Origin of the sequence: Arthrobacter sp. NicSoilB4 (genome assembly GCF_019977335.1) — a bacterium.
Classification (GTDB): Bacteria; Actinomycetota; Actinomycetes; order Actinomycetales; family Micrococcaceae; genus Arthrobacter.
In genome coordinates this window covers 2,559,407-2,582,496 of the sequence record NZ_AP024653.1, presented here as the reverse complement: position 1 = coordinate 2,582,496, position 23,090 = coordinate 2,559,407, and the positions used below count along the sequence as shown (strand labels likewise).

Below are 23,090 nucleotides of genomic sequence, written 5' to 3'. Positions count from 1 at the left end.
GTCTGGTCAGGTGGTGCGGACGGGCCGGTTACTTCCCGGCGTGGGCGGTTTCGGCGGTTTTGGCCTGCTCGGCCGGAGCCGCGCCGCGGTTGCGGGTGACACGGGCGCCGATCCAGCACGCTGCGGCAATGCCGGCGACCAGGGCGATGGTGCTGAAAAGCTGCTTGCTGCTGTCCGGGCTGCTGAAGCCGACGGCGAAGATCACGGCGAGGAGCACGAGCCCGAAGATCGTCAGTCCGGGGAAGCCCTTCATCCGCAGCGGCAGGACGGTGCCGTCCCGGTCCGCGCGGCGGCGGAGGATCAGCTGGGAGACGAGGGCGGAGCCCCAGACCATCAGGCAGGTCGAGCCGACCAGCTGGAACAGCGCCGGGAGGATCTGCTCCGGGAAAAGCAGCTCCAGCACGGCGGCCAGGAAGCCGAACGCCACGGAGACGCCGACGGCGAGCATCGGCACCCGTGACTTGTTGATTTTCGAGAGGAACCGGGGGGCTTCGCCGCGTTCGGACAGCGAGAAGACCATCCGGGACGCGCCGTACAGGTTCGCGTTCAGGGCCGAGAGAAGCGCGACGACGGCCACCAGGGTGATGGCGGCGCCGGCGCCGGGGATGCCCGCCACGTCCAGGACGCCGGCGAACGGCGACGCGAGGGCATCGGATGTGTACGGAAGGACGGCGGCGATGACGAACACGGAGCCGATGTAAAAGACCAGGATCCGCCAGACGACGGTGCGGATCGCCTGGCCCACGCTGTGCTGGGGGTTCTCGGTCTCGGCCGCGGCCACACTGACAATCTCAGTGCCGCCAAAAGCGAAGATCACCACGAAGAGCGCCGTGGCGATGCCGCCCAGCCCCGCCGGGGCGAAGTCCGCGGTGAAGTTGGAAAGGCCGGGGGATTCGACGTCCGGGAGCCAGCCGAGCAGCAGGGCGGTGCCGATGCCCAGGAACAGCAGGATGGCGGCCACCTTGAGGATGGCGAACCAAAACTCAAACTCGCCGAAGTTCTTGACCCCGGCAAGGTTGATCGCAGTGAACACGACCATAAAGATCAGGGACAGGGCCCAGACCGGGATTACGGGCCACACGCTGAACAGCAGGGCGGCGGCGCCGAGGGCCTCGGCGGCGATGACAACCACCAGCTGCAGCCACCAGAGCCAGCCTACGGTTGCACCTGCGGTCCGGCCCATGGCCTTCTCGGCGTAGACGGAAAACGCGCCGCTGTTAGGGTTGGCGGCGGCCATTTCGCCGAGGGCCCACATCACGAGGATGATCAGGGTTCCCGCGACCAGGTAGGAGATCAGGACGGCGGGTCCTGCGGCCTGGACTCCGGCCCCCGAACCGAGGAACAGGCCGGCGCCGATGGCGCTGCCGAGTCCCATCATGGTGAGTTGGCGTGGCTTCATGCTGTGGCCCAGTTTCAGGCCGGGGCGCTCCGCGGTGGACTTCATTGTCATGCTGGCGAACCTTCGTGTGGTGTGGATCTTGGAGTCCTTATGGGACCTATTGAATTTACCGTGTCCGGGCGGGGCCGGCGTGCCCCGGCCCGTGAGAGCATAGTGGCAGTTTGTTGGCTAGTAACGAGGTTTTCATGGCGGTTTGCCGTGCGGATGCTGCTGCAGGAGGAATATTCGATGGACGTTGATGCCCTGGACGCTAAAATTGTCCGATTCTTCACGGATGCTCCCCGGGCGTCGGTGCTGGAGGCCTCCCGGGTCCTTAAGGTTGCCCGCGCCACCGTGCAGTCGCGGCTGGACCGGATGCAGGACAGCGGCGTCATCGGCTCGTGGGTGCCGCAGCCGGATCCGGCACATTTCGGCTTCCCGGTGGTGGCGTTCTGCTCCCTGACGATCAATCAGGACCTGGGGCATGACGCGGTGGTCGAGGCCCTCGCGGCGATCCCGGAACTGATTGAAATCCACACCGTCTCCGGCAGTTCGGACCTGATGGCCCGCATTGCGGCCCGCTCCAACCCGGACCTGCAGCGCGTGCTGGATGCCATGATCGCCACCCGGACGGTGCTGCGTTCGTCCTCGGTGATTGTGCTCAACACGCACTTCCAGGGCCGCACCCTTCCGCTGCTGGAAGCCGCCGCCAACAAAGCGTGAGCGGCCGTGGCCCTTGGGCTTGCGCGGCGGTAACCGTGTGACCTGAAACATTTTGCGCTCGGACCGCACAGTCGTATCATTAGTTCTAGTCACTTTGACTATAACTACTCCGGCGGTTGGGCCGGAGCCGTCCGGGCCGTCCCCTCAGGGCCGGCCCGCAGCCTGAGAATGCGGGGTGAACCACCGTGTACACAACAGCAGCCAACGTCTCCGAACGCCAGACCGCGCCGCCGTCGCTGGCCATTTCCACGGTGATCTTCGCCCTGCGCCCCAGCGAGCGTTCCGGGCGCCCCACCCTCTGGATCCCGCTGGTGCGCCGGATCCGCGAACCGTTCAAGGGACTGTGGGCACTGCCCGGCGGCCCGCTGACCCATTCCGAATCCCTGCCGGACGCCGCCTCGCGGAACCTGCAGGAGACCACCGGACTGGCGCCCAGCTACCTGGAACAGCTCTACGCTTTCGGCGGCCTGCACCGCTCGCCCACCCAGCGCGTCGTCTCAATTGTGTACTGGGCGCTGGTGCAGCCCACGGAGGCCGCGCTCGCGGACGAATCCGAAAACGTCAAGTGGTTCCGGGCCGACCGGCTCGGCGAGCTCGCCTTCGACCACAACGCGATCATCGACTACGCCCTCTGGCGGCTGCGCAACAAGATGGCCTACGGCTCCATCGCCTACCACCTCCTGGGCGAGTACTTCACCCTGGCGCAAGTCCGGGAGGTCTACGAGGCCGTCCTGGACCGTGAACTGGACCCGGCCAACTTCCGCCGGCAGGTCAAAGCCACACCGGAGATCGAGGAAACCGACCAGTACCTGCAGGGCGGCAAACACCGCCCGCCCCGCCTCTACCGCTTTACCGGCCGCCCTGGCCTTGACCCAGACAACAGGAGCACACCATGAGCAGCGTCAACACGGCTATCCAGCTGATCACGCGCGAACAGGCCACCAGCAACAGCGCCACGGGCCGGGCAGCGGCCTCCACCTGCAGCCCGGCGCTCGCCCGCGGCCCCTGGGACTACGACCTTGCCGAGGCCCTCGCCGGCGTGCCCGCCTATGGCCCCGGCGCCTCCGTCGCCGACGTCGCCCCGGCCTCGACCCCGCGTCAGGGACAGCTCCCGGAGGAGTACAAGCTCGCCGGCACCGCCGAACTCGACGCCCGGATCCGGGCCGCCAAAGCGGCGCTGGGGGACCGCGCCGTCGTCCTGGGCCACTTCTACCAGCGCGACGAAGTCATCGAATACGCCGACTTCGTGGGCGATTCCTTCCAGCTGGCCAATGCCGCGCTGACCCGCCCGGATGCCGAGGCGATCATCTTCTGCGGTGTGCACTTCATGGCCGAAACCGCGGACATCCTGTCCCGGCCCGACCAGGCCGTGATCCTGCCCAACCTGGCCGCGGGATGCTCGATGGCGGACATGGCGGACATCGACTCGGTGACCGAGTGCTGGGAACAGCTGGAGGAACTGTTCGGCACAGAGCCCGACGCCGACGGCCGGGTCCCGGTCATCCCGGTCACCTACATGAACTCCTCCGCCGCCCTCAAAGGCTTCTGCGGCGAGCACGGCGGGATCGTCTGCACCTCCTCCAACGCCTCCGCCGTGCTGGAATGGGCGTTCGAGCGCGGCCAGCGCGTGCTGTTCTTCCCGGACCAGCACCTGGGCCGCAACACCGCCAAGGCCATGGGCGTGCCGCTGGAGCAGATGCCGATGTGGAACCCGCGCAAGGACCTCGGCGGCAATGACGAACAGGCCCTGCTCGATTCCCGGGTGATCCTGTGGCACGGCTTCTGCTCGGTCCACAAGCGCTTCAACGTCGGCCAGATCGAAAAGGCCCGCGCCGAGTTCCCGGGCGTGCAGGTGATCGTGCACCCGGAATGCCCCATGGAGGTGGTGGACGCCGCCGATTCCGCCGGGTCCACCGACTTCATCAAGAAGGCCATCGCCGCGGCCACCGAACCCACCACGTTCGCGATCGGCACCGAGATCAACATGGTGAACCGCCTCGCCGCGGAATACCCGCAGCACACCATCTTCTGCCTGGACCCGGTGATCTGCCCCTGCTCCACGATGTACCGCATCCACCCGGGCTACCTCGCCTGGGTCCTGGAAGCGCTGGTCCGGGGCGAGGTGGTCAACCGGATCACGGTGGCGGATGGCGTCGCAGCCCCGGCAAAGGTTGCCCTCGAGCGGATGCTGGCGGCGCGGCCGTGACCAGGCGGCTGGTAGTGGTCGGCAGCGGCATCGCCGGACTGTACGCCGCACTGCTTGCGTCCGACGCCGTCGTGGACGGCGGGCCGGCCTGCGAGGTGGTGCTGCTGACCAAGGGAACCCTCGAGCAGAGCAACACCTTCTACGCCCAGGGCGGCGTCTCGGCTGTGCTCACGCCAGGGGAGGCCGCGCCGGGCGATTCCGTGGCGGCCCACATCGCCGACACCCTTGCCGCCGGCGCCGGGCTCAACGACCCCGAGGCCGTGCGGGTCCTGTGCACCGAGGCCGTCCGGGACATCGCGGGGCTGCAGCGGTTCGGCGTGCATTTCGACGCCGGACCCTCCGGAGGCCCTGCGCTCGGACTGGAGGCGGCACATTCCGCCGCCCGCATCCTGCACGCCGGCGGGGACGCTACCGGCGCCCGCATCACCCGCGCCCTCGTCGCCGCCGTGCTGGAGCGCGCCGTCCTGAACCGGACGGGCCAGAGCCGGCTGCGGGTCGAGACCGGCGCGTTCGTCACCGAGCTGCTCACCGGACTCCCCGAAGCCGGCCCGGCGGCCTCCGCCCGGGTCACCGGCGTCGCCTACCTGTCCAACGGGCAGCCCCGGCGGTTGCACGCCGACGCGGTGCTCCTGGCTACGGGCGGTGCCGGACGGCTCTTCGCCCGGACCAGCAATCCCTCCGTCGCCACAGCCGACGGCCTGGCCCTGGCCTGGCGGGCGGGTGCGTCCGTCCGGGACCTGGAGTTCTTCCAGTTCCACCCCACCACTCTCGCCGCGGACGAGATCCCCGGCGGTCCGCCGGCGCTGCTCATTTCAGAGGCGGTCCGCGGGGAAGGCGCCCTCCTGCTGGACGTCGCCGGTTACCGTTTCCTGCCCGACTACCACCCCGATGCCGAGCTGGCCCCGCGCGACGTCGTCTCCCGCAGCATTGCCTTGCACCTCGCCGCCACGGGCGCGCCGGCGGACAGCCCCGTCTTCCTCGACGCCCGGGGGATCGAAGCCACCCGCGGTCCCGGCTTCCTGGCCCGGCGTTTCCCCACCATCGACGCCGCCACCCGCGCGGCCGGCTACGACTGGACCAGCCAAACGCTGCCCGTGTCCCCGGCAGCCCACTACTGGATGGGCGGCGTGTCCACCGACCTCTGCGGGCGCACCTCCGTGCCTGGACTGTACGCCGCCGGCGAAGTCGCGTGCACCGGAGCGCAGGGCGCCAACCGGCTGGCCAGCAACTCACTGCTCGAGGGGCTGGTCTTTGGGCGGCGGGCGGTGGAGGCGTTCCTCGGTGGGGAAACGGGCTGGGCGTCGGGTGGGGCGTCGTCCGACGTCGTTCCTCCGCGTGCTGTCTCGGCCGCGGGCGGACTCCCCTTGACGCACGCTTCCGGAACGCCATCGAACGACGGCAGGCAGGCAGCTTTGGGTGCCAGCCGGGAATATCATCCGACCGGCTTTCCCGATGGAGTTGCGACGACTGAGGCCGGTCCAGGGTCGTTTTCCCGCGACGCTCTGCGGCGGTTGATGACCGCGCACGCCGGGGTGTTGCGCAGCGGGGAGCAACTGCGGGAGGCGGAGTGCGTGCTTGCCGCCTGGGCCGATGTGGTCCTCCCCGAGAACGTGACAGGCGCAGCGGACGTGGCGGAACACGAGGACCGCAACCTGCTGCTCGCCGCGCAGCTCCTGGTGGCCGCGGCCCGGCAGCGGACCGGCTCCGTGGGCGCCCACCACCGTGCGGACTCGGACCCCGCGGCCACCGTGCCCGCCATGCTCGCGATTCCCGCCCGCTCCACGCCGCCAGCCAGCGCTTACGGCCACCGGCGTGCCGCCGCTTCCCGTCCCAAACAGAGGATTTCGTCATGACAGCACCCGTTGCAGCTCCCACCGCCGTCTCCCCGGTGACGGCGCTCGCCGGAACCCTGCCCGCCGCTGCCGTGGACGCCGTGCTGCGGGCTGCCCTGCTGGAGGATGCCCCGTACGGTGACATCACCTCGCAGACGCTCATCCCCGCGGATGCGCGGGCGACGGCGGTCCTGGCCGCCCGCGTTCCCGGCGTGCTCAGCGGCGGGGAGGTGTTCGCAGCGGCGATGAAACTCACGGACCCCGACGCCGACGTCGAACTCCTCGTGGCCGACGGTGCCGCCTTCACCGCCGGAACGGCGCTCGCAAGGGTCAATGGAAACGCCCGCGCCGTGCTGCTCGCCGAGCGCGTGGCCCTGAACCTGGTCCAGCGGATGAGCGCGATCGCCACCAAGACGGCCGAGTTCGTCGCCCTCGTGGACGGCACCCTGGCCCGCATCACCGACACCCGGAAGACGACGCCGGGCCTGCGCGTGCTCGAACGGTACGCCGTCCGCTGCGGAGGGGGAGCCAACCACCGCTTCGGCCTTTCCGACGCCGTGCTGGCCAAGGACAACCACCTGGCCGTCCTCACCGGGGGAGACCCGGCGAAACTCACCGCCGTGCTCCGGGAAGCCAAAGCGCGTCTGGGGCACACCACCCACTTTGAGGTCGAAGTGGACAACATGGACCAGATCGGGCCGGTGCTGGCGGCCGGCGTGGACACCATCATGCTGGACAACTTCACGCTGGCGGACCTCGCCGCCGGTGTCGCGCTGGTCGGCGGACGGGCCCGGGTCGAGGCAAGCGGCAACGTCAACCTTGCCACTGTGGCCGGCATCGCCGCCACCGGGGTTGACGTCATCTCGATCGGCGGGCTTACGCACAGCGTGGCGGCCCTGGATCTGGGCCTGGACCTTGAGTTGGGCTTCGACGGCGAACGGAACAGCGAACAGACGGCGGGCCAGGCGACGCCATGATTTTCCTCGACGCCGCGGCCACCACCCCGGTCCGCCGCGAGGTGCTCGAAGCGATGTGGCCGTACCTCAGCGGGGATTTCGGCAATCCCTCGAGCCATCATTCGCTCGGCGACTCGGCCGCTGCTGCGCTCGCCGGGGCCCGGGCAGCAACGGCGAAGGCACTGGGCTGCCGCCCGGGCGAGGTGGTCTTCACCTCCGGCGGCACCGAGGCGGACAACCTGGCCGTCAAGGGCATAGCCCTGGCCCGGCGGGCCGCGGATCCGCAGCTGGACCGGGTGGTGATCAGCGCCGTCGAACATCCCGCAGTGGAAGAGTCCGCCCGCTACCTCGAGCGAATGCACGGCTTCGCCGTCGACGTGGTGCCGGTCGACGCCCACGGACGCGTCACCGAAGAGGCCCTCGCCGGCGCGCTCCGGCCGGAGACCGCCCTCGTCAGCATCATGTACGCCAACAACGAGGTGGGCACGGTGCAGCCGATAACCCGGCTGGCCGCGCTGGCCCGCGCCCACGGCATTCCCTTCCACACCGACGCGGTCCAGGCCGCCGGGTGGCTGCCGCTCGACACCGCAGCACTGGGTGTGGATGCCCTGAGCATCTCCGGCCACAAACTCGGCGCCCCGAAGGGCAGCGGGGCGCTGTTCGTGCGGAGCCGGACGCGGATGGAACCCGTGATCCACGGCGGCGGGCAGGAACGCGGGCGCCGGTCAGGAACCGAGAACGTCGCCGGGGCCGTGGCCCTCGCGACGGCGCTGACGCTCGCCCGGACGTCACAGGCGGAACGTGCGGCCCACGTCGCCGCCCTGCGCGACGACTTTATCCGCTCGGTGCAGGCAGGGGTTCCGGGGGCGGTCCTCACCGGCCATCCCGGCGAGCGGCTGCCCTCGGTGGCGTCCTTCTGCTTCCCGGGGACCAGCGGCGAATCCGTGCTGCTGGAGCTCGAGCGGCTGGGAGTCATCTGTTCCAGCGGTTCGGCCTGCGCGGCGGGCTCGGACGAGCCGTCCCCGGTGCTGCTGGCGATGGGCATCACCGCCGAGGTCGCCCAGACCGCGGTGCGCTTCAGCTTCGACTCCACGATCACGGCCGCCGAGCTGCACGAGGCCGCGGACGCGGTCCGCACCGCCGTCGGCAGCGTCCAGGCCCTCGGCCCAACTAGCTAGCAGCAGGGGCCGTTTTGGACGCCCAAAACGGCCCCTGCTGCGAGTCAGATGAGGCAGGCAACCTGGGGCTAGCGGTGGCGGGCGCGGCGGAAGATCCAGTGCCGCAGCATGGTGAATCGCACGGCCGTGGCCGCGAAGCCGGAGAGCGTGGTGGTCCACAACTCGTCGGCCACGGTGGCGTCGGGGTTGATCCAGTGCAGGACGCCGAGGCTGCCGCCCGTGATCAGCAGCGCCACCAGGATCACGATCAGCCCGTTGAGGTGGTCGCGCTTGAGCCGGTGCCGGTCGGTGATCTTGAAGGTCAGCCGCCGGTTCAGCGCCGTGTTCATCAGTGACGTGAGGATGAGGGCTGCCGCGTTGGCCGGCTGCGAGCCGAGATACGGCCGGAGGAAGGCGTAGAGCGCCAGCGATGTTGCCGTGCAGACCACGCCGACGGCGGTGAACCTCAGCAGCTGCCGGACCAGCGGGTAGCGCAGGACGCCGCGGTGCCGCCGGCGGGCCGGGGCACCGGCAGGAGCCGGTGCGGGCGCGGGGGAGCGCTGCTCGAGCTGGGCATCCATCCGCTCAGTACAGCTCGCCGACAGGGATCTCCACGGCGAGGCGGTTGGACGGGCCGGCGAGGGGGCATGCCCACGCCTCGTTGTAGGCGCAGGAGGGGTTGTAGGCGAAGTTGAAGTCCACCACGAACTCGGCATCCGGGCCGGACCCCTGCACGCCGTGGAAAGCACCCTTAATGGTGTCCAGCAGGTAGCGGCCGGCACCGTAGCTGCCCCCGGGCTGCCCGGCCGTGGCGTCACGGAACGGCACGAAGATTCCGCCGCCGTAGCCGTGGAGCTTCCACACGGCGAGCTGGCCCATTTCCGGCAGATCGAACGTGCCCAGCCGGACAAACCGGACCAAGCCGTCGGTCCCGGTCTCTACGTTCATTTCCCGCCCCGCGCCCTCGCTGGTCAGCGGGATGTGGAAGCGGTAGATCGGGTCGTAGTCCGCCGTCTTCAGCCCGCCGAAGGTGGACTTGGCGGCCGCCGTGAGCGGCGAGGCGGGGTGGGTGCCGAACATCCTGTCCCGCTCCTGGCGCCAGTACGAATGTGCCTCGGCTGGATCCTCCGCCGCGAACTTGCGCACGTTGGCGTAGAGCGCAAAGGTCCGGAGCCGCCAGTCCGCGATGTCGACGGCGGAGATGTCCGCCACGCTGTCCTGGGCTCCGAAATCCGTGGAGCCAAAATCCTGATCCGCCATGTCCCCAGCGTATCCCGCTTTCCCGCCGGCGAATCGCGCCGCGGCGGCGGGCCCCGGGCCCAGGAGGAGACCGCCGGGGCCAGCGCGGCCGCCGCGGCGGGCCTCCTCGCCGGGCGCGGTGTAAGGCCCTGGCTGGTGCTGGACGAGGGCGGCGCCGCGGCCGGCGGGGCGTTCCCCGGCGTGACCCGGCCCGCCGCCGTCGTCGGTGTGGCCGAAAAAGGGATCCTGGGCGTGGAGCTGCTGACCCGCGACCCCGGCGGCCACGCCTCCACACCTCCGGATGGGCGCGACGGCGCGGCTGGCGCGGGCCATCACCCGGATTGAGCGCAGCCCGTTCCCGCAGTCGCTGCCGGACGTGACCGTTGAGCTGCTGCGGCGCTTCGGCCCGCCCCGGCGCCGCTGCGGGCCGTGTTTGCCAGTTTGTCGCTATTCCGCGCCCCGGTAACACTGCTCTTCGGCCGGATGGGGGGGCGAGACCAGCAGTGGGAACTGCTGGAGGGCTGCATCGCCGGGGTGTTCCCGGAGGCAATCGTCACCCCGTACATCATGATGGGCGGCGTCAGCTTCTACGAAACGCTGATCCGGGATCTCTGAGCGGCCCGGAGTCCGGCTACGCTGGCACCATGAAAGCGACGGACACCTTCCGGCGGACCTCGGTCCGCGGCATCCGGATCGCCGCGGCCCTGGCGCTCGCCGCCGCCGCACTGGCGGGCTGCAGCAGCGAGGCCAAGGGCCCGCCCGCCTGGACGGCGGGGGGCAGCCCCGGAGCAAGCGGGGCACCGTCGGCGGACCCGTCCGCGGGCGGCACGACGCCGACCGGCACGCCAGGGTCCACTGCCTCGGCCTCGGCGGAGCCAGGCTCGACGGCGGCGGCCTGGAAAGTCTTCACCGATCCGGCGAAGAGCGTCAGTTTCGAGCTGCCGCAGGAGTGGATCGCCCAGTCGGTGGCCCCGGCGGAGGGAACCATGCCCGGCGCACTCAAGATTGAGATCAAGGACGCCGACGGCGGCTACCTCGCCACCCTGCAGACAGGGCTTCAGCCGCGGCCGGCCGTGGCCTGCGCGGACGACGCCGCGAAACCGTACGTTGTGGTCAGCAGCGCCCCGGTGGACCTCCCGCACCGCGGCGGGGAAGGCACCATCGAGCCGCGTGTGGTCTTCCGGGTAATCCAGGGCTACAAGTATTTTGGGTCCTACGGGATTACCAACGTCGTCGGCGGCGCGGACGGAAGGTCCTGTGCGCTGCAGAACCTGGTGCGCGGCCCCGAGGGCAAAGGTGACTACTCCTTCGGTGACCTGACGGAGCTGAAGTCCTTCGCCCCGGACCAGAAGGTTGCCCCGGCCAAGGCCTTCGACACCCTGGACCAGGCAGCCAAATACGTCAACGAGGGCTCGGAATTCGCCAACGTCCAGCGGATGCTAATGTCTCTGAAGATCAAAAACTAGTCCCGCACCGCCCGCACCGCCGTACCCAGCCGTACCGGCGACGGTGGCGGCGACACGACCAGCCGATACCTCACACCCCGGAGATACATGCAGCGCTCTGTAGCCGCCCGCCTGGCCTTCAAGACCGTGGCCGACACCAAGGTCGCGCTGGCCGTGTCCGTGGCTCGAAACCCCGGCTACAGCAGCTTCCTGGAGTCGTTGTCCGTGACCGCCGGCGGCGAGGATGTCCCGCTCACGGAGCTCTCCGACCACCACGGCGGTCGCTTCCACTACATGGAATTCGCTGAACCCACCGAGGTGCTCGTGGACTACACTGCGAACGTCTCCGGGTTCGCGCTGCCGGAAGAACCCCGGCTGATGGAACTCATCCGCTACGTCCGGCCCAGCCGCTATGCCGAGTCCGACCGGCTCCTGCCCACGGCCTACGCGGAATTCGGGGGTGTGCAGGGCGAGGAGCTCGTGAACGCGGTGCGCAACTGGGTCTTCAGCGAACTCCGCTACATCAGCGGATCCTCACGCGGGACCGACGGCGCCGTCGAGACGCTGCTGCACCGGCGAGGGGTCTGCCGCGACTTCGCCCACCTGGCCATCTCGCTGCTGCGCGCCAAAAACGTTCCGGCCCGGCTGGCCGCCGTGTATGCCCCCGGACTGAGCCCCATGGATTTCCATGCGGTGGCCGAGGCCCACGTCAACGGTGCCTGGCATGTCATCGATCCCACCGGCCTGGCCCCGCGGGAAAGCATGCTGCGGATCACCGCCGGCAGGGATTCCTCGGATACCGCGTTCCTGTCGACGGTGGGCGGCAGCCTGTCCTTGACGCAGCTGCAGGTGACTGCCGTCGTCGACGGCGAACTGCCGGACGAGGATCCGGCGCAGCTCGTCACCCTCCACTAGGGTGTTCCGCTGGGCAAGCTACGGTCTCGACCGAGCGGGCTCAAAGCTGGACGCGCTGGCGGTAGTCCCGCGGGGTTTCGCCGGCGTCGTTGAGGAAATGCCGGTTGAAATTGGACAAGTTCGAGAAGCCCACCTCGTAGCAAATGTCGGAAATGGCTTTGTCGCTGTGCTCCAGCAGGCGGCGCGCATGGGCCAGCCGAAGTTTGCGGACCAGGTCACTGAAGTTCTGGCCGGTGGCACGTTTGAAGTACTTCGAAAATGTCGGCTCCGACATTCCCACCAGCGCCGCAGCCTCGGACATCTTGACGCTGCCGGCGTGGTTACTGAAGACGTATTCGAGGACGATGTCCACCACGGCCGCGGCCTGGCCGTCCAGCTGGGGCCTGAACCATTCGTCGGCCAAGTAGCGACGTTCGTCCTGCGGCGCCCGGGTAAGGACTGCAAACACCTCAACGAGATGATGAAACCGCTGTAGTCCGGTGGCCTCGCCCATCGCCTCAATGGCATCGGCTGCTGCCTTGGCCGATGCTCCCAGGAACTCGATGCCGCGTGAGGACTGTTCCAGCAGGGGTTTGACCTCGGCCATTTCCGGAATGACTGCAGCAGCCTGTTCAACCCATTTTCCGTCGAACTGGATGAGGGCGTCCCTGCCCTGGAGGACTTTCCCGGGCTCCAGGTCGCTGACCCAGTCGTGCGGCAGCCCCGATCCCACCAGCACTACGTGTCCGGCCTGGAACGTGCCGATGTGGTCTCCCACGATGTACTTTCCGGTGCCTTTCCGGATCAGGTGTAGCTCGTATTCAGGATGGTAGTTCCAGCGTGCTACCGGACTGGGATAGTCGTGCTCATGCCACCGGACCGAATGGTTCGGGTCTTCCGGGATGACTTCCCGGTTGGCGCGCATCCCCAGCAGTCGTTCTGCAAGCCGGGCCGCAGCGCTGTCTACGGGGTCGGCTCCGGCGGCGGGGTTCGCTGCGGCCATGGTGGTCCCTCCCGGGTTATGAAATATGGACGGCTTCTGGGCTGCCTGCTCCCAGAGTAGCGCCCGACTGCGGCCCGGCCGGGAAAATTAGTATCAGAACCTGGCAACCACGGCGCTAGTTGTGGTCTATCCCCCAGGCCTAATCTTGAGGAACATCAGCGAGGCACCCCGGCTTTCAAGCCCCGGTCCCGCTTTCGGCACCGCACCCCGACACAGCAGTCGGAACGCCGGTCGCATTGCATCCCCTGAAGAACAAAGGAGTCCTTGAATGCGCGCAAAAATACGCGTTGCCGCGTTGGCCGCAGGTGCCCTGTGCGTGGCATTAAGCGCCTCGGCCTGTGCCGGTGCCGGCGGTGGAAATTCGGCCGGCGACCCGAACGCCATCAATGTCCTGATGGTGAACAACCCCCAGATGGAGGACCTGCAGCGGCTCACCGCGGAGAACTTCACCAAGGAAACCGGCATCAGGGTCAACTACACCGTCCTGCCGGAAAACGACGTCCGCGCCAAGATCAGCCAGGAGTTTTCGAGCCAGGCCGGCCAGTACGATATTGCGTCGCTGTCCAACTACGAGATCCCGTTCTATTCAGCCAACGGGTGGCTGGCACCGCTGGACCATGTGGCCGCGGATGCCGGGTTCAACCAGGCGGACATCCTGCCGGCCTACACAGCGTCGCTGACCGGCAAAGACGGCAAGCTCTACGGCGAACCGTTTTATGGAGAGTCCTCCTTCCTGATGTACCGGAAGGACATCTTCGACGCCAAGGGCCTGACGATGCCGGAGAAGCCCACCTGGGATGAGGTCGCAGCCCTGGCCGCTCAGGCGGACGGCGCCGCCCCGGGCATGAAGGGGATCTGTCTGCGCGGCCAACCTGGCTGGGGGCAAGTCTTCGCGCCGCTGACCACGGTGGTGAACACCTTCGGCGGAACCTGGTTCGACAAGGACTGGAACGCACAGGTCAACAGCCCCGAATTCACCGCAGCAGTCGAGTTCTACACTGCCTTGGTCCGGGAGCATGGTCCGGCGGGGGCCGCCCAGGCCGGGTTCACCGAGTGCCTGAACAACATGAGCCAGAGCAAGGTCGCCATGTGGTACGACGCCACTTCCGCGGCCGGCGCCCTGGAGGCCGAGGCCTCCCCGGTGAAGGGAAAGATCGGCTACGCCCAGGCCCCCGTGAAGGAGACCAAGTCCTCCGGCTGGCTGTGGACCTGGTCCTGGGCTGTGCAGGCGGCCTCCAAAAAGCAGGATGCCGCCGGGAAGTTCATCGCCTGGGCCAGCTCAAAGAAGTACGAGGAACTGGTGGCGTCCAAGCTCGGCTGGTCCAAGGTTCCGTCCGGCAAACGCATCTCCACTTACGAGAACACCGACTTCCAGCAGGCAGCACCGTTCTTCAAGGCCGAACGCTTCGCCATCGAAAACGCCGATCCGACCAACCCCGGTGTCCAGCCGCGTCCGGCGGTGGGCATCCAATTTGTCGGGATTCCCGAGTTCGCCGCCCTGGGCACCAGGGTCTCCCAGGGTGTCAGCTCCGCCATCGCCGGCCAGGGTACTGTCGCCGACGCGGTGGCCAAGGGCCAGGAAGCCGCACAAAAAGTCGGCGACAAGTACAAGAAGTAACAACCCAACCGCAGGAGAACATCATGACAAACGCAACGGCGCGCGTCTCCCGGCACGGGAGCACCATAGCCAAACCTTCCAGGGACACCAGGGCGAGGGAACGGGCCGTGGCCTGGGTGCGGCGTGCACCGCTGCTGCCGGCCCTGATCTTCCTCATCATCGTCACCCAGCTCCCGTTCGTGGGGACGCTGGCCATCTCGTTCATGAACTGGAACAGCATGAGCCCGGATACCACCGGGTTTGCCGGGTTCGAGAACTACGTCCAGGTCCTCACCGACCCTTACTTTCAGCAAGCGATCGTCACCACCATCGTCATGACCGTCTCGGTGGTCCTGGCCAGCCTGCTCCTCGGCCTTGGCCTGGCCCTGCTCCTGGACAAGAAGTTCATCGGCCGCGGACTGGCCCGGACCCTGCTGATCGCACCCTTCCTCGTGGTGCCGGTGGCTGCGGCGCTGATCTGGAAGCACGCCATCCTCAACCCCGTCTACGGCCTGATCAACGGCACCCTCACCTGGGTCTGGTCACTGTTCGGCAGCGACAACCCGCCCCAGACCGACCTGCTGACCTCGGCGCCCCTGCTGGCCATCATCATCTCCCTGGTCTGGCAGTGGACCCCATTCATGATGCTCATCCTGCTCGCCGGTCTGCAGTCGCGTCCCATGGACACGGTAGAAGCCGCCCAAATGGACGGCGCCACTCCCTGGGCGATCTTCCATCACCTCACCCTGCCGCACCTGCGGCAGTACCTCGAACTCGGCGGGCTGCTCGGAGCCATCTACATCGTGCAGAACTTCGACGCCGTCTTCACCCTCACGTCCGGCGGCCTGGGCACGGCCAACCTGCCCTACGCCATCTACGAGACGTTCTACTACGCCAACGAATACGGCCTGGCGTCCGCCGCCGGCGTCGTGGTGGTCATCGGCACCATCGTCGTGGCGACCTTCGCACTCCGCACCGTATTCTCGCTCTTCAAGAAGGAGGCAGCACGATGAGCACGCTCACCCCCACCGAGCCCCGGGCATCAGTCCCCGGCCCCGTCCGCACCACCGGTTCACGGCGCCGCGGCAAGTCCCGCATGGACCCCACCCGGAACAATACCGCCGCCGGGATCGCAGCCTGGCTGCTGGCCCTGCTGTTCGCCGTACCGGTGCTCTGGATGATCCTGACGTCCTTCCACTCGGAGACGGACGCCGCGACCAACCCACCCTCCGTCTTCGCCCCCCTGACGCTGGACGCCTATCAGGAGTTCTTCGGGACAACATCCGGGGTCAGCCCGTGGCCGTCACTGATCAACTCCGCCACGGCCTCGATCTTCTCCACCATCCTGGTGCTGCTTCTGGCGATCCCGGCCGCGTACGCCCTGTCCATCCGGCCGGTGAAGAAGTGGACGGACGTGATGTTCTTCTTCCTCTCCACCAAGATGATGCCCGTCGTCGCCGCGGTCCTGCCGCTCTACCTCGTCGCCAAAAACATCGGCGCGCTGGACAACATCTGGTTCCTGGTCCTGATGTATGTGTCGATGAACCTGCCCATCGCCGTCTGGATGATGCGTTCCTTCCTCGACGAAGTACCGGTCGAAATGCTGGAGGCCGCCCAGATTGACGGTGCCGGCCTGCTGCTGACGCTCCGTAAGGTCGTCGCCCCCGTGGCGATGCCCGGCATTGCCGCCACCGCCCTGATCTGCTTCATTTTCAGCTGGAACGAACTGCTCCTGGCCCGGGTCCTCACCGGCGTCGTGGCCGGCACCGCCCCCGTCTTCCTCACCGGCTTCGTCTCAGGCCAGGGCCTGTTCCTCGCCAAGGTCTGCGCCGGTGCCGTCGTGGTGTCCCTGCCCGTGCTCTTCGCCGGCTTCGCCGCGCAGGACAAACTCGTCCAGGGCCTTTCCCTCGGCGCCGTCAAATAGCCAGCCCCCGCTACTTCGATTTGTCTAGGAAAAGGAATACTTCGATGACAACCTCAACCGCACAGTCCCGCACCCCCGGACACCCGGAGGTCCCCGCTACGATGCGCGCCGCCGTCCTCAAACGCCAGGGCGAGATGGCTCTGGAAACCCTGGCGGTCCCGCAGTTGGACCCGGACCAGGTCCTGGTGCAGGTCGCCGCCGTCGGCGTCTGCGGCAGCGACGTCCACTACTACGACCACGGCCGGATCGGCGACTACGTCGTGGACCACCCGCTGATCCTGGGCCACGAGCTCTCCGGACGGATCGCCGCCGTGGGAAGCGCCGTGGACAGCGCGCGCGTCGGCCAGCGGGTCGCGGTCGAACCCCAGCGGCCCTGCCGCACCTGCAAGCAATGCAAAGCCGGCCGGTACAACCTGTGCCCGGACATCGAGTTCTACGCCACCCCGCCGATCGACGGCGCCTTCGCCGAATACGTCACCATCCAGAGCGACTTCGCCTACGACATCCCGGACAGCGTCAGCGACGAGGCGGCAGCGCTGATCGAACCGCTCTCGGTGGGTCTCTGGGCGTGCGAACGCGCCGGGATCAAGCCGGGCAGCCGGGTCCTGATCGCAGGGGCGGGTCCGATCGGCATCATCGCCGCCCAGGCGGCCCGCGCGTTCGGCGCCACCGAAATTTACGTCAGCGACATCGCCGAGGACCGGCTGGCTTTCGCGCTGGAACATGGGGCCACCCATGCCCTGAACGCGAAGACGGACAGTACCGAAGGTCTCGACGTCGACGCGTTCATTGACGCGTCCGGCGCCCCGCAGGCCGTCCGCTCCGGGATCAAAGCCGTCGGACCGGCCGGTCGGGTCATCCTGGTGGGGCTCGGGGCCGACGACGTCGAACTCCCCGTCGCGTACATCCAGAACCGGGAGATCTGGCTCTCCGGCGTCTTCCGCTACACCAACACGTGGCCGCTGGCCATCCAGCTGATCGCGGACGGGAAGGTTGACCTGGACATCCTGGTCACCGGAAGGTTCGCCCTGGCCGATTCCGAACAGGCCCTCAACGCTGGCAAGCAGGCCGGCCAGCTCAAAGCCGTCGTGTATCCGGGCCGCTAACGAACCCCTCCCACTGCAAGGAAACAGCCATGCCAGAGCATGAAATGAGGGTGGTCGTTATCGGCGAGTCCCTAGTGGAAATCATCAGCGACCCCCGCCAGCCTGAGGAGATCCAGGTCCACCCGGGCGGCAGCCCCCTCAATGTGGCGGTGGGGGCGGCGCGCCTGGGCCTGCACACGAGCCTGGTGACCCACTTCGCCGATGACCGGCATGGGCTCCTGCTCGGTGAGCACCTGCGGTCGAACTTTGTCCACGTGATCAACGGCGGTACCGCGCCGACGTCGACGGCCCGCGCCACGCTGGGGCCAGACGGTGCCGCCGACTACACGTTCGCCATCACCTGGGAAATCAACGGCGCCGCCCTGCCTGCCCTGGCCGCCGTCGAAGGTTCCGCCCACGTCCACACGGGATCGATTGCTACGGTGCTGCCGCCGGGGGACCAGGCCACGCTCGCCCTCGTGCAGGCGGCCCGCGAGCACGCGACCGTCAGCTACGATCCCAACTGCCGGCCGGGGATCAGCCCCGATGCGGCCGTGGCGCGCCACCAGGCAGAACTCTTCGTAGCCGCCAGCGACGTCGTCAAAGCCAGCGACGAAGACCTTTGCTGGCTCTACCCGGACCGGACCCCCGATGAAACCCTGGAAGCCTGGCTGGCGCTCGGCCCGGCGGTCGTGGCAGTGACGCGAGGGGCCGCGGGGCCGGTCATCCAATCCCGAGACGGGCGCGTGGAGTTGGTTGCCGAACCCAGTGCCGTGGCAGATACCGTGGGCGCCGGCGACTCCTTCATGGCGGCTCTCCTGTCCGGGCTCTCCCAGCTGGGCGCCCTCGGGACGACGGGACGCAGGACACGGATGGAAAGCCTGACTCGGGAGGAACTCCATGCCTTGGCCGCCTACGCCAACCGCGCGGCAGCGATCACATGTTCCAGGCAAGGAGCCAATCCGCCGCGGAAGGACGAACTTGGTCCGTTGCCTTGACCCTCGACGGTTGGGGGTTTCCAAGCCGGAACATCAGCGGCGTCGCAGCTGACGCCGCTAGTGAGCATTGAGGTCATGAGCGGTTGAGGCACCCCGGAAGCGCGGGGCTCACCGCGCGGCCACCGAGGCCCGCAGCTTCTCTGTGAGCCGCTGCAGCTCCTGCTGCTCGGCGGCCGTCAGCGCCGGAACCACCAGGGCGGCGATGTCGCGGACGTGCTCCCGGCCGATCTGCTTCTGCAGGTCCAAGCCTGCTTCGGTGAGCCTGACCTGGACGCCGCGCCCGTCGTCTGGGGAGGGCATCCGCTCCACGAGGCCGCGCTTTTCGAGCCGCTCCACGAGCCTGCTCAGGCTGGACTGGCTCAGCAGCACGTGGTCGTTGAGTTCGTTCTGCCGGAGCCAGCCGGACGGACAGCGGGACAGCGTAAACAGCACGTCGTACTCGTTGATGGCGAGGCCCTTGAATGCGGGGCCGGCCTGCAGCCTGCGCATCACCGCCACCTGGGCGCGGAACAGGGATTCCCAGGTCTCCGCGGCCAGGCGCACCGGTGATTCTGTCTTTGCGGACATCACGCGCTCTGATTGCCGGCGGGCCCGGCGGATTCACTGACGGACTGCGCGGCTGCGGCGAGTGAGGCTGCCACGCGTCCGGCGTGGGTGGGCGGTTCGGGGACGTGGGCGGGGGTCTTGTCGGCGTATTCCTTGCGCAGGACCGGCAGGACCTCTTCGCCGAACAAATCCAGCTGCTCCAGCACGGTCTTCAGCGGCAGGCCGGCGTGGTCGATCAGGAAGAGCTGGCGCTGGTAGTCGCCGAAGTACTCCCGGAACGTGAGGGTCTTTTCGATGACTTCCTGCGGGCTGCCGACGGTCAGCGGGGTCTGCGAGGTGAAGTCCTCGAGCGACGGGCCGTGGCCGTAGACCGGTGCGTTGTCGAAGTACGGACGGAACTCCTTGACGGCGTCCTGCGAGTTCTTGCGCATGAAGAACTGGCCGCCCAGGCCCACGATCGCCTGGTCTGCCTTGCCGTGGCCGTAGTGCTCGTAGCGCTCGCGGTAGAGTCCGATCAGCTGCTGGTAGTGCTCCTTGGGCCAGAAAATGTTGTTGGCGAAGAAGCCGTCACCGTAGTAGGCGGCCACCTCGGCGATCTGCGGCGTGCGGATGGAGCCGTGCCACACGAAAGGGGCGACGCCGTCGAGCGGGCGCGGCGTGGACGTGAAGTTCTGCAGCGGGGTGCGGTGCTTGCCGGACCAGTTGACGGTGTCCTCGTCCCAGAGGCGGCGGAGCAGGGAGTAGTTTTCGATCGCCAGTTCGATCCCGTCCTGGATGTTCTTGCCGAACCAGGGGTAGACGGGAGCGGTGTTGCCGCGGCCCAATACCAGGTCCACGCGGCCATCGGCAAGGTGCTGGAGCATGGCGAAGTCCTCGGCGATCTTCACCGGGTCATTGGTGGTGATCAGCGTGGTGGCCGTGGACAGGATGATGCGTTCTGTCTGGGCGGCGATGTAAGCCAGCGTGGTGGTGGGGGAGGAGGAGAAGAAAGGCCGGTTGTGGTGCTCGCCGATCGCGTAGACATCCATGCCGATTTCCTCGACCTTTTTGGCGATCGCCACGGACGCCTTGATGCGTTCGTGCTCAGTGGGCGTGCGGCCCGTGGTGGGGTCGGTGGTGATGTCGCTGACGCTGAATACGCCGATCTGCATGATGTGCCTTTCCGTGGCCGGAGACTTCCGGGTGCTGTCATTAGTATAGCCGATTTACATGCATTTGCATCTATCGACCCGTATAACGCCCGCCGCGTCGGAGTATTCCCCAGGCTGTGCGGGGGGCGGGCCGGAGGCCACCACAATGAGGGAAGGGAGCCGTTGCCACCCGGGCAAAGTCTTCCTCTGGAACGGTCTGGGCGTTACCTTCGTGTATGGAGGATGCCCACATGATGAAAAGGCCCGGAACGGCTGCGGCCGCAGCCATCTTGCTCGCAATCAGTCTTGTGCTCTCTGGCTGCACTGCCTCGCGGCTGAATCCTGCCGGTGATGTGGATCCGAGGGCGGTGCTGGAGGATTTCAAGGGCCGGGGCATGGTCGGCCATCTGGAGGCGCTGCAGCGGATTGCTGATGACAATGGTGGCAACCGCGTTGCGGGAACGAAGGGGTATGAGGAATCGGGCCGGTACGTTGAGGAGCAGTTGCGCGCCGCCGGGTACACCCCGGTCCGGCAGACGTTCACGTTCCGGGGCGACGGCAAGAACCGGAAGCAGGTGGAGACTTTCAACATCCTGGCCGAGACCGGCGGGAGCGCCGATCACACCGTGGTGGTGGGCGGCCATTTGGACTCCGTGGAAGATGGCCCGGGGATCAACGACAATGGCAGCGGCGTCGCGGCCATCCTCGAGACGGCGAAGTGGATGAAGGAGAAAGGCATCACTCCGGTGAACCGGGTGGTGTTCGCGTTCTGGGGCGCCGAGGAGAATGACCTCGACGGTTCCCGGCATTACGTTAACGAGTTGAGCAAGGCCGGGAAGGAGCAGACTGCGGCCTACCTGAACGTGGATATGGCGGCCTCGCCGAACGGTGTCCGGTCCTTCCACGACGGCGACGGGTCGGACTTCGGGGATGCCGGGCCGAAGGGCTCCGACGGGATTGAAGCCGTCTTCGAGCGCTACTTCAAGGAGAACTCGCTGCCGGCGGAAACAACGCCCTTTGTCGACGGCGACTCCGATTACGATCCGTTCCTCAGGGCAGGCATTCCCGGCGGCGGGCTGTTCACCGGCGAGGTGAAGAAAAAGACCCAAGCCCAGGTGCAGGCCTACGGCGGGACAGCCGGCAAGGTCCTCGATTCCTGCTACCACAAGGCCTGCGACACCACCAGCAACATCAACGCCGACCTGCTCAAGGACATGTCCGGCGCCATGGCCTACGCCACCGCGTCCTACGCCCTGGCCCCACGCGGCTGACATCCAGCTCCACAAGAACGGTTACAGCACCACGCCGCTTCGGCAGTTTGCCCGAGGGCGCTGTGCGTTGATGCGGATCAGTCGAAGCGGCCCTGACGCTGGCTCGAAAAGTCACCGGCAGGACCCACATCCTCGGCTTCACAATTGCATTCCAACGGGATGACTCTTGGATCCCTCGCAGTGACAGGCAATTCGATGAAGCGGACGGGCGCTGGGTTCCGCTAACGAACGCATCCAGCATGCCCTATAACGGATTCCTGGACGGCCAGATGGCGGACTTCCTGTGGCTTCGCCATGCCCTGGAGGATAGCGGCTCAGGCGTCGACACGCCCGCCGCCGTCATCGTGGAGACCGTCCAGGGGGAGGGGGTCTCAGCCTTGATCCACCGACGGGCGGTCGAGCTCCGCCGCGAGGAAAGCCGAGGCCTGCTTCAGGATCGCAGGGTCTTTCCTCGCATCAATGGCCATCCGCGTTGCGCGCTCACGCAGCTCATCTGGGTACTTCCGTTGTGCTGGCATGGGAATCATCCTTCCGGGTAATCGATGTCTCCCTCAAACCCGGTGCAATTCAGTAGTGCCCGAACCGAGGTATTGCTCGATGCTGACTGGGCAGTGGCCAAGCCCGCCGTCCTGCCCCCGGCGGCGGAAGTTGATGACCTGGCCGGTTCTGCCGCACCCGCAGGTGCCGGTCTCGACGTCGCCCATGTCGTCGGTGAGGAGGAAACCGGGGTAGCTGGTGCTGAGGGCGTCCAGTACGGCGATGGTGCCGGTCTCCCCCGGGGCGATCTCCTTGGCGCTTTGGCCAGGGTCCCGGATGGAGATGTAGCACCATGGCGGAACGTGCTTGCGATGCAGATGGCATTCGACAGCGAGCATGTTCGACTCGATCATCCCGTACATGTCGCGCACGTTCACCGGAAGCACGCCGAGCAAGTCGTGGCACCGTTCCCGAAAAATCTCATTAGGGATGGCCTCGGCAGTGTGCCGCTTCCAGCCCCCGAGAGTGATGATCATGCTGAACGGGTCCAAGCGCACACTGATATCCTCCCGCTCAAGGAACCGGAGGAGCCGGCCGATGAGGAACGGCGGACTGACGATGTGGCGTGTCATATGTCCCTCCCATCGTCGCAGGTGCTCCAGGGCCTCCCCGGCGTCGAACGCCTGGTCGGCAACGAGATATGCGTGGTGGTCGAAGACGCTGTTCAGGATATTTAAGTCCTTGAGCAGTCCCATCTCCGAGGCTTCCGGGTCCGACGGGTTCAAGAAAAGTCCCGCGCCCCCGGACAGGCTGAAGAACTCCCGGTAGGTGCCGAGCAGGGCGACCAGCGCCAGGGTCATTGTCTCGCTGTTGCGGGGGATGACGGAAGGGACACCGCGGGTTCCGCTGGAGCGGGTTTCGGTCTCGACGTCGGCCAGGGAACAAGTAAGCAGCACCTTGGCGTCGGGACGCTTGAAAATGCCGACCGGCAACAGTGGCAGGGATTGCAGGTCGTTGATGTCCTTGATCGTGGCGGGGTCGACTCCCAGGGCGTCACACTGGGCGCTGTAGAAGCCGTTTGCGGCCTGGTGGTAGATCGCGGCGTCCCGCAGGACGTCGGTGACCGACCGGGCCCAGTCCTCAGGGGACTGGCTGTAGGCCTTGGAGACATTCCCCAGCATCTGCGGTAGGGAGAGCATTGCGTCACTCCTCGGTGAGTGCGAATCGAT

Annotated in this window: 24 protein-coding genes and 1 pseudogene; 17 read left to right on the top strand and 8 right to left on the bottom strand. The window is 67.5% G+C overall.

The annotated features are described in order from the left end of the window. Nucleotides 1-28: 28 nt before the first annotated feature. Nucleotides 29-1,450 carry an amino acid permease gene (locus LDO13_RS11710; protein ID WP_224046909.1) on the bottom strand — a complete coding sequence of 474 codons (1,422 nt, stop codon included), beginning with the start codon at nt 1,448-1,450 and terminating at the stop codon, nt 29-31. A gap of 177 nt (nt 1,451-1,627) precedes the next feature. Here LDO13_RS11710 and LDO13_RS11705 point away from each other — a divergent pair, with 177 nt between their 5' ends. The 6 genes from LDO13_RS11705 (at nt 1,628) to LDO13_RS11680 (ending at nt 8,273) form a co-directional block, all read left to right on the top strand. Beyond that, a complete protein-coding gene (locus LDO13_RS11705; RefSeq protein WP_224046908.1) occupies nt 1,628-2,101 on the top strand; it encodes an Lrp/AsnC family transcriptional regulator in 474 nt (157 codons plus the stop codon). Nucleotides 2,102-2,286: 185 nt separating this feature from the next. Further along, nucleotides 2,287-2,997, top strand: coding sequence for an NUDIX domain-containing protein (locus LDO13_RS11700; protein ID WP_224046907.1), 711 nt, complete (start codon nt 2,287-2,289; stop codon nt 2,995-2,997). Beyond that, nucleotides 2,994-4,307 carry a quinolinate synthase NadA gene (nadA, locus tag LDO13_RS11695; protein WP_224046906.1) on the top strand — a complete coding sequence of 438 codons (1,314 nt, stop codon included), beginning with the start codon at nt 2,994-2,996 and terminating at the stop codon, nt 4,305-4,307. Before LDO13_RS11700 ends, nadA begins: the two co-directional genes overlap by 4 nt. Then, on the top strand, nt 4,304-6,160 hold the full coding sequence (locus tag LDO13_RS11690; RefSeq protein WP_224046905.1) for an FAD-binding protein: 1,857 nt from the start codon (nt 4,304-4,306) through the stop codon (nt 6,158-6,160). The genes nadA and LDO13_RS11690 overlap by 4 nt, the downstream gene beginning before the upstream one ends. Further along, a complete protein-coding gene (nadC, locus tag LDO13_RS11685) occupies nt 6,157-7,116 on the top strand; it encodes a carboxylating nicotinate-nucleotide diphosphorylase (RefSeq protein ID WP_224046904.1) in 960 nt (319 codons plus the stop codon). Before LDO13_RS11690 ends, nadC begins: the two co-directional genes overlap by 4 nt. Continuing rightward, nucleotides 7,113-8,273, top strand: a complete 1,161-nt coding sequence (locus tag LDO13_RS11680) for a cysteine desulfurase family protein (protein ID WP_224046903.1) — start codon at nt 7,113-7,115, stop codon at nt 8,271-8,273. The genes nadC and LDO13_RS11680 overlap by 4 nt, the downstream gene beginning before the upstream one ends. 68 nt (nt 8,274-8,341) lie before the next feature. Here LDO13_RS11680 and LDO13_RS11675 read toward each other — a convergent pair whose 3' ends face one another. Continuing rightward, nucleotides 8,342-8,833, bottom strand: coding sequence for a GtrA family protein (locus LDO13_RS11675; RefSeq protein ID WP_224046902.1), 492 nt, complete (start codon nt 8,831-8,833; stop codon nt 8,342-8,344). Between the two features lie 4 nt (nt 8,834-8,837). Continuing rightward, entirely contained in the window at nt 8,838-9,512 is a 675-nt protein-coding gene (locus LDO13_RS11670; RefSeq protein ID WP_224046901.1) for a DUF1684 domain-containing protein, read from the bottom strand. A gap of 135 nt (nt 9,513-9,647) precedes the next feature. Between LDO13_RS11670 and LDO13_RS11665 the strand changes: the two genes are divergently transcribed. The 4 genes from LDO13_RS11665 to LDO13_RS11655 all read left to right on the top strand — a co-directional run bounded on the left by LDO13_RS11665 (nt 9,648) and on the right by LDO13_RS11655 (nt 11,851). Next, nucleotides 9,648-9,836 carry a hypothetical protein gene (locus LDO13_RS11665; RefSeq protein WP_224046900.1) on the top strand — a complete coding sequence of 63 codons (189 nt, stop codon included), beginning with the start codon at nt 9,648-9,650 and terminating at the stop codon, nt 9,834-9,836. Nucleotides 9,837-9,974: 138 nt separating this feature from the next. Beyond that, nucleotides 9,975-10,106, top strand: a complete 132-nt coding sequence (locus LDO13_RS18595) for a hypothetical protein (RefSeq protein ID WP_263422130.1) — start codon at nt 9,975-9,977, stop codon at nt 10,104-10,106. Nucleotides 10,107-10,135: 29 nt separating this feature from the next. Further along, entirely contained in the window at nt 10,136-10,957 is an 822-nt protein-coding gene (locus LDO13_RS11660; RefSeq protein ID WP_224046899.1) for a hypothetical protein, read from the top strand. Nucleotides 10,958-11,044: 87 nt separating this feature from the next. Further along, nucleotides 11,045-11,851, top strand: coding sequence for a transglutaminase family protein (locus LDO13_RS11655; protein ID WP_224046898.1), 807 nt, complete (start codon nt 11,045-11,047; stop codon nt 11,849-11,851). Nucleotides 11,852-11,891: 40 nt separating this feature from the next. Here LDO13_RS11655 and LDO13_RS11650 read toward each other — a convergent pair whose 3' ends face one another. Next, nucleotides 11,892-12,833, bottom strand: coding sequence for an AraC family transcriptional regulator (locus LDO13_RS11650; protein WP_224046897.1), 942 nt, complete (start codon nt 12,831-12,833; stop codon nt 11,892-11,894). Nucleotides 12,834-13,101: 268 nt separating this feature from the next. Here LDO13_RS11650 and LDO13_RS11645 point away from each other — a divergent pair, with 268 nt between their 5' ends. The 5 genes from LDO13_RS11645 to LDO13_RS11625 are packed head-to-tail and all read left to right on the top strand — an operon-like array spanning nt 13,102 to nt 18,437. Next, nucleotides 13,102-14,451 carry a sugar ABC transporter substrate-binding protein gene (locus tag LDO13_RS11645; RefSeq protein ID WP_224046896.1) on the top strand — a complete coding sequence of 450 codons (1,350 nt, stop codon included), beginning with the start codon at nt 13,102-13,104 and terminating at the stop codon, nt 14,449-14,451. Between the two features lie 23 nt (nt 14,452-14,474). Further along, on the top strand, nt 14,475-15,443 hold the full coding sequence (locus LDO13_RS11640; protein WP_224046895.1) for a sugar ABC transporter permease: 969 nt from the start codon (nt 14,475-14,477) through the stop codon (nt 15,441-15,443). After that, nucleotides 15,440-16,354, top strand: a complete 915-nt coding sequence (locus LDO13_RS11635) for a carbohydrate ABC transporter permease (RefSeq protein ID WP_224046894.1) — start codon at nt 15,440-15,442, stop codon at nt 16,352-16,354. Before LDO13_RS11640 ends, LDO13_RS11635 begins: the two co-directional genes overlap by 4 nt. Nucleotides 16,355-16,398: 44 nt before the next feature. Further along, entirely contained in the window at nt 16,399-17,460 is a 1,062-nt protein-coding gene (locus tag LDO13_RS11630) for an NAD(P)-dependent alcohol dehydrogenase (RefSeq protein WP_224046893.1), read from the top strand. A 29-nt stretch (nt 17,461-17,489) separates the two neighbouring features. After that, nucleotides 17,490-18,437 carry a carbohydrate kinase gene (locus LDO13_RS11625; protein ID WP_224046892.1) on the top strand — a complete coding sequence of 316 codons (948 nt, stop codon included), beginning with the start codon at nt 17,490-17,492 and terminating at the stop codon, nt 18,435-18,437. Between the two features lie 108 nt (nt 18,438-18,545). Here the strand turns inward: LDO13_RS11625 and LDO13_RS11620 are convergent, their stop codons facing one another. Both LDO13_RS11620 and LDO13_RS11615 read right to left on the bottom strand, forming a co-directional pair. Next, the gene (locus LDO13_RS11620) at nt 18,546-19,004 is read right to left on the bottom strand and encodes a MarR family winged helix-turn-helix transcriptional regulator (RefSeq protein ID WP_224046891.1); all 459 of its coding nucleotides are present in this window, start codon (nt 19,002-19,004) and stop codon (nt 18,546-18,548) included. Then, nucleotides 19,004-20,134, bottom strand: a complete 1,131-nt coding sequence (locus LDO13_RS11615) for an LLM class flavin-dependent oxidoreductase (protein ID WP_224046890.1) — start codon at nt 20,132-20,134, stop codon at nt 19,004-19,006. The genes LDO13_RS11620 and LDO13_RS11615 overlap by 1 nt, the downstream gene beginning before the upstream one ends. A 230-nt stretch (nt 20,135-20,364) precedes the next feature. On the opposite strand from LDO13_RS11615, the gene LDO13_RS11610 reads away from it, so the two are divergent. Continuing rightward, nucleotides 20,365-21,384 (top strand): M20/M25/M40 family metallo-hydrolase, encoded by a 1,020-nt coding sequence (locus LDO13_RS11610; RefSeq protein WP_224046889.1) that lies wholly within the window; start codon nt 20,365-20,367, stop codon nt 21,382-21,384. A gap of 77 nt (nt 21,385-21,461) precedes the next feature. Beyond that, nucleotides 21,462-21,752, top strand: a pseudogene (locus LDO13_RS11605) (aminotransferase class III-fold pyridoxal phosphate-dependent enzyme); the annotation flags it as partial. A 3-nt stretch (nt 21,753-21,755) separates the two neighbouring features. On the opposite strand, the gene LDO13_RS11600 reads toward LDO13_RS11605, so the two are convergent. Together LDO13_RS11600 and LDO13_RS11595 are read right to left on the bottom strand one after the other, a co-directional pair. Further along, nucleotides 21,756-21,902, bottom strand: coding sequence for a hypothetical protein (locus tag LDO13_RS11600; RefSeq protein ID WP_224046888.1), 147 nt, complete (start codon nt 21,900-21,902; stop codon nt 21,756-21,758). Between the two features lie 33 nt (nt 21,903-21,935). After that, nucleotides 21,936-23,060, bottom strand: a complete 1,125-nt coding sequence (locus LDO13_RS11595) for an acyl-protein synthetase (RefSeq protein WP_224046887.1) — start codon at nt 23,058-23,060, stop codon at nt 21,936-21,938. Between the last annotated feature and the right edge of the window lie 30 nt (nt 23,061-23,090).

Coding starts and splice junctions, on each gene's coding strand:
- LDO13_RS11655 (WP_224046898.1), top strand. CDS start 11,045: ATGCAGCGCTCTGTAGCCGCCCGCCTGGCCTTCAAGACCGTGGCCGAC.
- LDO13_RS11675 (WP_224046902.1), bottom strand. CDS start 8,833: ATGGATGCCCAGCTCGAGCAGCGCTCCCCCGCGCCCGCACCGGCTCCT.
- LDO13_RS11650 (WP_224046897.1), bottom strand. CDS start 12,833: ATGGCCGCAGCGAACCCCGCCGCCGGAGCCGACCCCGTAGACAGCGCT.
- LDO13_RS11600 (WP_224046888.1), bottom strand. CDS start 21,902: ATGCCAGCACAACGGAAGTACCCAGATGAGCTGCGTGAGCGCGCAACG.
- LDO13_RS11620 (WP_224046891.1), bottom strand. CDS start 19,004: ATGTCCGCAAAGACAGAATCACCGGTGCGCCTGGCCGCGGAGACCTGG.
- LDO13_RS11635 (WP_224046894.1), top strand. CDS start 15,440: ATGAGCACGCTCACCCCCACCGAGCCCCGGGCATCAGTCCCCGGCCCC.
- LDO13_RS11625 (WP_224046892.1), top strand. CDS start 17,490: ATGCCAGAGCATGAAATGAGGGTGGTCGTTATCGGCGAGTCCCTAGTG.
- LDO13_RS11680 (WP_224046903.1), top strand. CDS start 7,113: ATGATTTTCCTCGACGCCGCGGCCACCACCCCGGTCCGCCGCGAGGTG.
- LDO13_RS11610 (WP_224046889.1), top strand. CDS start 20,365: ATGATGAAAAGGCCCGGAACGGCTGCGGCCGCAGCCATCTTGCTCGCA.
- LDO13_RS11670 (WP_224046901.1), bottom strand. CDS start 9,512: ATGGCGGATCAGGATTTTGGCTCCACGGATTTCGGAGCCCAGGACAGC.
- LDO13_RS11595 (WP_224046887.1), bottom strand. CDS start 23,060: ATGCTCTCCCTACCGCAGATGCTGGGGAATGTCTCCAAGGCCTACAGC.
- LDO13_RS11660 (WP_224046899.1), top strand. CDS start 10,136: ATGAAAGCGACGGACACCTTCCGGCGGACCTCGGTCCGCGGCATCCGG.
- LDO13_RS18595 (WP_263422130.1), top strand. CDS start 9,975: ATGGGGGGGCGAGACCAGCAGTGGGAACTGCTGGAGGGCTGCATCGCC.
- LDO13_RS11645 (WP_224046896.1), top strand. CDS start 13,102: ATGCGCGCAAAAATACGCGTTGCCGCGTTGGCCGCAGGTGCCCTGTGC.
- nadA (WP_224046906.1), top strand. CDS start 2,994: ATGAGCAGCGTCAACACGGCTATCCAGCTGATCACGCGCGAACAGGCC.
- LDO13_RS11630 (WP_224046893.1), top strand. CDS start 16,399: ATGACAACCTCAACCGCACAGTCCCGCACCCCCGGACACCCGGAGGTC.
- LDO13_RS11615 (WP_224046890.1), bottom strand. CDS start 20,134: ATGCAGATCGGCGTATTCAGCGTCAGCGACATCACCACCGACCCCACC.
- LDO13_RS11640 (WP_224046895.1), top strand. CDS start 14,475: ATGACAAACGCAACGGCGCGCGTCTCCCGGCACGGGAGCACCATAGCC.
- LDO13_RS11705 (WP_224046908.1), top strand. CDS start 1,628: ATGGACGTTGATGCCCTGGACGCTAAAATTGTCCGATTCTTCACGGAT.
- LDO13_RS11710 (WP_224046909.1), bottom strand. CDS start 1,450: ATGACAATGAAGTCCACCGCGGAGCGCCCCGGCCTGAAACTGGGCCAC.
- nadC (WP_224046904.1), top strand. CDS start 6,157: ATGACAGCACCCGTTGCAGCTCCCACCGCCGTCTCCCCGGTGACGGCG.